Source organism: Streptomyces cahuitamycinicus (assembly GCF_002891435.1).
Lineage (GTDB): Bacteria > Actinomycetota > Actinomycetes > Streptomycetales > Streptomycetaceae > Streptomyces > Streptomyces cahuitamycinicus.
Map to the genome: position 1 here is coordinate 1 of NZ_POUC01000524.1, position 4,765 is coordinate 4,765.

5 protein-coding genes are annotated in these 4,765 nt (G+C 71.6%); 2 read left to right on the forward strand and 3 right to left on the reverse strand.

Annotated features, from left to right (window positions below; all coding sequences use genetic code 11):
- Nucleotides 1–11: 11 nt before the first annotated feature.
- From ectA to C1J00_RS38335, 3 genes are all read right to left on the reverse strand, one after another.
- Nucleotides 12–518 (reverse strand): diaminobutyrate acetyltransferase, encoded by a 507-nt coding sequence (gene ectA / locus C1J00_RS38325; protein WP_102913508.1) that lies wholly within the window; start codon nucleotides 516–518, stop codon nucleotides 12–14.
- Nucleotides 519–858: 340 nt separating this feature from the next.
- A complete protein-coding gene (locus tag C1J00_RS38330; RefSeq protein ID WP_102913509.1) occupies nucleotides 859–1,395 on the reverse strand; it encodes a DinB family protein in 537 nt (178 codons plus the stop codon).
- A gap of 72 nt (nucleotides 1,396–1,467) precedes the next feature.
- A complete protein-coding gene (locus tag C1J00_RS38335; RefSeq protein ID WP_245936676.1) occupies nucleotides 1,468–2,589 on the reverse strand; it encodes a pyridoxal-phosphate-dependent aminotransferase family protein in 1,122 nt (373 codons plus the stop codon).
- A gap of 110 nt (nucleotides 2,590–2,699) precedes the next feature.
- On the opposite strand from C1J00_RS38335, the gene C1J00_RS38340 reads away from it, so the two are divergent.
- Both C1J00_RS38340 and C1J00_RS38345 read left to right on the forward strand, forming a co-directional pair.
- Nucleotides 2,700–3,791: an amidohydrolase family protein gene (locus C1J00_RS38340; RefSeq protein ID WP_102913511.1), complete on the forward strand. Its 1,092-nt coding sequence runs from the start codon at nucleotides 2,700–2,702 to the stop codon at nucleotides 3,789–3,791.
- A gap of 154 nt (nucleotides 3,792–3,945) precedes the next feature.
- On the forward strand, nucleotides 3,946–4,765 hold an 820-nt coding region (locus tag C1J00_RS38345), incomplete at its 3' end, for an SCO1860 family LAETG-anchored protein (protein ID WP_245936677.1).

Below are 4,765 nucleotides of genomic sequence, written 5' to 3' on the forward strand. Positions count from 1 at the left end.
GGCGGGAAGTCTTAGTGGGGCAGCGGGCCGATGCGGTACAGCACCTCTGCGTCGTGCGGGCCGTCGGGGAACAGGCCCGTGTCGAACAGCACCTCGCGCTCCAGCCGGGCGCCGTGGCGCTCGGCGAACGACGTGAACAGGCGCTCCGAGGCGGTGTTGCCCGGGGTGATGGTGGTCTCCACCGTCGTCACCCCGCACTCGGCCACGGTCCGCGCGACGAGGCCGTCGAGCAGCGCGGCGGCCAGTCCGCGCCCGCGGTGGGCCTCGTCCACCGCCACCTGCCAGACCAGCAGGGTGCGCGGGCTGTCCGGCCGCACGTACCCGGTGATGAAACCCATCGGCTCGCCCTGCTCGTCGCGGGCGACGGCCGAGGTGGCGGCGAAGTCCCGGCACCACAGCAGATAGCTGTAGGACGAGTTCAGGTCGAGAACCTTCGAGTCCTTCGCCATCCGCCAGAGTGCGGCTCCGTCAGCCACCGTAGGGCGGTCGATTTGCGGATCTGCTTGTACGGCAGTCATGCGAATTGAACTTACCCAGCGAAATTCGAAATTGCATCGCCGAGAGGGGTTACATATGAGGCCCGTCCTGTGTTATCGCGCGAGCGCGAGAGTTCCTGCGCAGCGGCGGTGGAATGCCCGATATTGCCCGGTAATTACCGGGCAAAATGGTCACAGTGTGTAACGCGTCACAGCTGTGCGGGCCTCGCGGTGGGCGTCAGAATTTCCCCTCCGAGTGTCCTCAAATCTGCGCGTTTAGGATCTGGAAAAGCGGGCAGAAGAAAACGGGAAGCTGTTCTTGGAAGAATTCGCTAATTGTGTGCCAGCTTACATGTGAGATATCGCAGAAAGCACGTGGAATTCAGGCCCCGGTCACTCCGTCGATGCGTTCCCGCAGGAGATCGGCGTGACCGTTGTGCCGCGCGTACTCCTCGATCATGTGGATGAGCACCCACCGCAGGCTGACCTCCATCCCGGGCACCGGCCCCTCGGCGACCCGCCCGATGTGGTCCAGCGGCAGCCCGGCGCACAGCTCCCGCCCCCGAGCGATCTCCCGCCGCCAGATCCCGAGCGCCTCGGCGAGCCCGCGCGCCGGATCGAGCGAGTAGCCGGTCGCGTCCTCGAACACGGGCGCCACGGCCACCCCGCCGGCCACCCGCTGGAACCAGTTCCGCTCGACCTCGGCGAGGTGCTGCACCAGCCCGAGCAGGGTCAGCGACGACGGCTCGGCCGCCGCGATCCGCACCTGCGCGTCGTCCAGACCGGAGCATTTCAGCTCCAGCGTGGCCCGGTGGAAGTCCAGCCAGCTTTCGAGCATGGCGCGCTCGTCGCCGGTGAGGTGCGGGACGGGACGGCCGTCGGGGAGGGCCGGCGCTTCAGCGGGTGTGTCGGCAGTCATACGGCGAGCATGGCACGGGGCACTGACAGCAACAGGAGCGTCAACGGTGCCGCGGAGCCTCTCAGTCGGGGGCTACCGCCACGCCTCCTCGGCGGCGCGCAGCGCGCCCTCCACGTCGACCGACAGACCCGCCTCGGACAGTGCCGCCCCCAGCGCCGCCAGACTCGCACGCACGGCCCCCGGCGTCGCCTCCGCGCCGTAGTGGTTGACCCGGATCATCTCCTTGGCCAGCGTGCCTCCGCCCGCGGCCAGCGGCACGCCCGGGTCCGCCGTCAGCGCCCGCCCGACCAGCTCCGACGCCACCAGTCCGGACGGTGCCCGCAGGGTCGTGGCGACGGGCGCCGCGTCCCGGGCCTCGTACACGTACGGCTCCAGACCGCCACCGAGCGCGACCGCACCGGCCCGGGTCGCCGCGGCGGCGGACGCGTGCCGGGCCATCACGGCCTCCGGTCCCACCGTCTCGATCCGCTCCACGCACGCCTGAAGCGCCAGCATCTCCAACTGCGCGGGCGCGTGCAGCAGCGCCCTGCGGCCGCCGTCGATCCACCGCTCCTTCCAGTCGAGCAGCGACAGGTACGACCGGCGCGGAGCCTTCGGGTTGGCGGCCATCCGGGCCCAGGCCCGTTCGCTCACCGACACCGCCGAAACCCCGGCAGGGCCGCCCATCGCCTTCTGCGCGCCGATCACGCACAGGTCCACGCCCCAGGCGTCCGGCAGCACCGGCTCGGCCCCGATCGACGCCACGGCGTCCAGGTAGAACAGGGCGCCGTGGGCCCGCACGACCTCACCGATCTCCGCGACCGGGTTGGTGTTGCCGGTCGCCGCCTCCGCGTGCACCAGCGACACGAAGTCGATCTGCGGGTGCTCGGCGAAGGCCTGCCGGATCTCCCCGGCCGTGACCGCGCTGTGGAAGGGCACCGCCAGGTCGATCACCGTGGCACCGCAGTCCCGCAGCCAGTCGCCGAAGGTCTGCCCGTACGGCCCCGTGATGACGTTCAGCGCCGTCGTGCCCGGACCGGCCGCGGCGCGGATCGCGCCCTCCAGCGGCAGCAGCGCCTCGCCCTGCATGATCACGACGTCCTGCTCGGTGCTCAGCAGCCGCGCCACACGGTCCTCGATCGCGGCGAAGCGGTCCGCGCCGAGCGGGGCCAGGTCCAGAAACGGATGCGTCACGGCAGTGCTCTCTTCACTCACAGGTTCGATCGCATCGAGGGTAACCGGCGGCCCTCGCGCCCCCGCGCGGCGCGTCCCCCGGGCACCGGCCCCCTTCGAGGCCGGGCGGGCGGCTCATTAAGGTGCGGTGCATGAGCGATCGCACGGTGCTGCACGTGAAGGGGCGGGTGCTCGTCGGGCCCGAGGACGTCCGGGACGAGCTGTGGATGGTCGACGGCCGCATCTCCTACGACCGCCCCGCCGGCGCCCGCGATGTCCGCACGGTCGTCGGCTGGGCCCTGCCCGGCCTCGTCGACGCGCACTGCCACGTCGGACTCGACCGGCACGGACCGGTGCCCGAGGACGTCGCGGAGAAGCAGGCCCTGACCGACCGGGACGCGGGCACCCTCCTCATCCGCGACGCCGGCTCGCCCTCCGACACCCGCTGGATCGACGACCGCGAGGACCTGCCGAAGATCATCCGCGCGGGGCGGCACATCGCCCGCACCCGCCGCTACATCCGCAACTACGCCTGGGAGATCGAGCCGGAGGACCTGGTCGCCTACGTCGCCCAGGAGGCCCGGCGCGGCGACGGCTGGGTCAAGCTGGTCGGCGACTGGATCGACCGCGACCTCGGCGACCTCTCGGCGTGCTGGCCCCGCGAGGCCGTCGAGGCGGCGATCGCCGAGGCCCACCGCCTGGGCGCTCGGGTGACCGCGCACTGCTTCGCGGAGGACTCCCTGAAGGACCTCGTCGAGGCGGGCATCGACTGCATCGAACACGCGACGGGCCTGACCGGGGACCTCATCCCGCTGTTCGCCGAACGTGGCGTGGCCATCGTCCCGACCCTGGTCAACATCGCGACGTTCCCGCAGCTCGCGGACGGCGGCGAAAGCAAGTTCCCCCGCTGGTCGGCCCATATGCGCAGGCTCCACGAACGCCGCTACGACACCGTGCGGGACGCCTACGCCGCCGGGATCCCCGTCTTCGTCGGCACCGACGCCGGCGGCAGTCTCGCGCACGGCCTGGCCGCGGCCGAGGTCGGCGAACTCGTCACCGCCGGCATCCCGCCCGTCGAGGCCCTCGCCGCGGGCACCTGGACGGCCCGCTCCTGGCTCGGCCGCCCCGGCCTGGACGAGGGCGCCCCGGCGGACCTCGTCGTCTACGACGAGGACCCGCGGGCCGACGTACGGGTGCTGGCGTCGCCGCGGCGGGTGGTACTGAACGGGCGTGTGGTCGGATAGTCATGACGGCGATGGGCAACGTCTGCGCCGGGGAAATTCGAAAACGCCCGTGCACTCGCCACGTTGGAGTGAAGCGGCGTCAGATCGCTCAAGCCGCAGGCGCGGTGGGGCGATTCTCACCGGGACCCGAGCCGGTTTTCCTGGGAGCCTGAACGTGAACAGCCTTTCCGTCCGCAAGCCCGCACTTCGTCTGGTGACCATCGCGACTGCCACGGCACTCGCCGCCGGACCCCTGGCACTGACCGGTGTGAGCACGGCCCACGCCGCGGACGACCACGGACGCGCGAGCGCCGTCGTCCTGCGCACCGACCTGGACGTCTCCCTGTTGAACAAGTCGGTGAATGTCCCCCTCGCCGTCTCCCTCAATGACGTCCGGGCCCCGCAGAGCGCCGAGAAGACGACACTGACAGCCACCCTCGACGCGGTTGACGGCGGCCGGCCCTTCAGCGTGCTGCGCGCGGAGGTCGCCGAGGCGAGAGCCACGACCGCCGCCACGAAGGCCGAGGGGGCCACGACCCTGGCCCATGCCCGCCTCAACGTCCCCGGCCTGCCGCTGCTGTCGCTGATCGAGGTCGAGCAGGTGACCGCCAAGGCCACCTGCGAGGTCGGCGAGAACCCGGTCGCCACGACCGCCCTGCCCGATTTCGTGACCGTGCTCGGCAAGCGCGTGGCCCTGACCGGTCAAGGCTCGGCGGAAGTCAAGGTGCCGGGCGTCGGCGAAGTGCGCCTGGACCTCGACAACACCCGGACCACGGCCCGCAACGCCGCCGCCACCGCCCTCGAACTCAAGGTCTCCGTCGACCCGTTGAAGCTGAACGTCGCGGAGGTCGACGGCACCGTCACCCTGGCCGAGGCGTCCTGCAAAACACCCCAGCCCGAGGCCGCCGTACAGCCCCCGGCCGAGCAGTCCGCCCCGCCCGCCGCCCTCGAGCCGCAGGGAGCTCGCGCCGAGAGGGGCCCTGCCGAGACGGGCC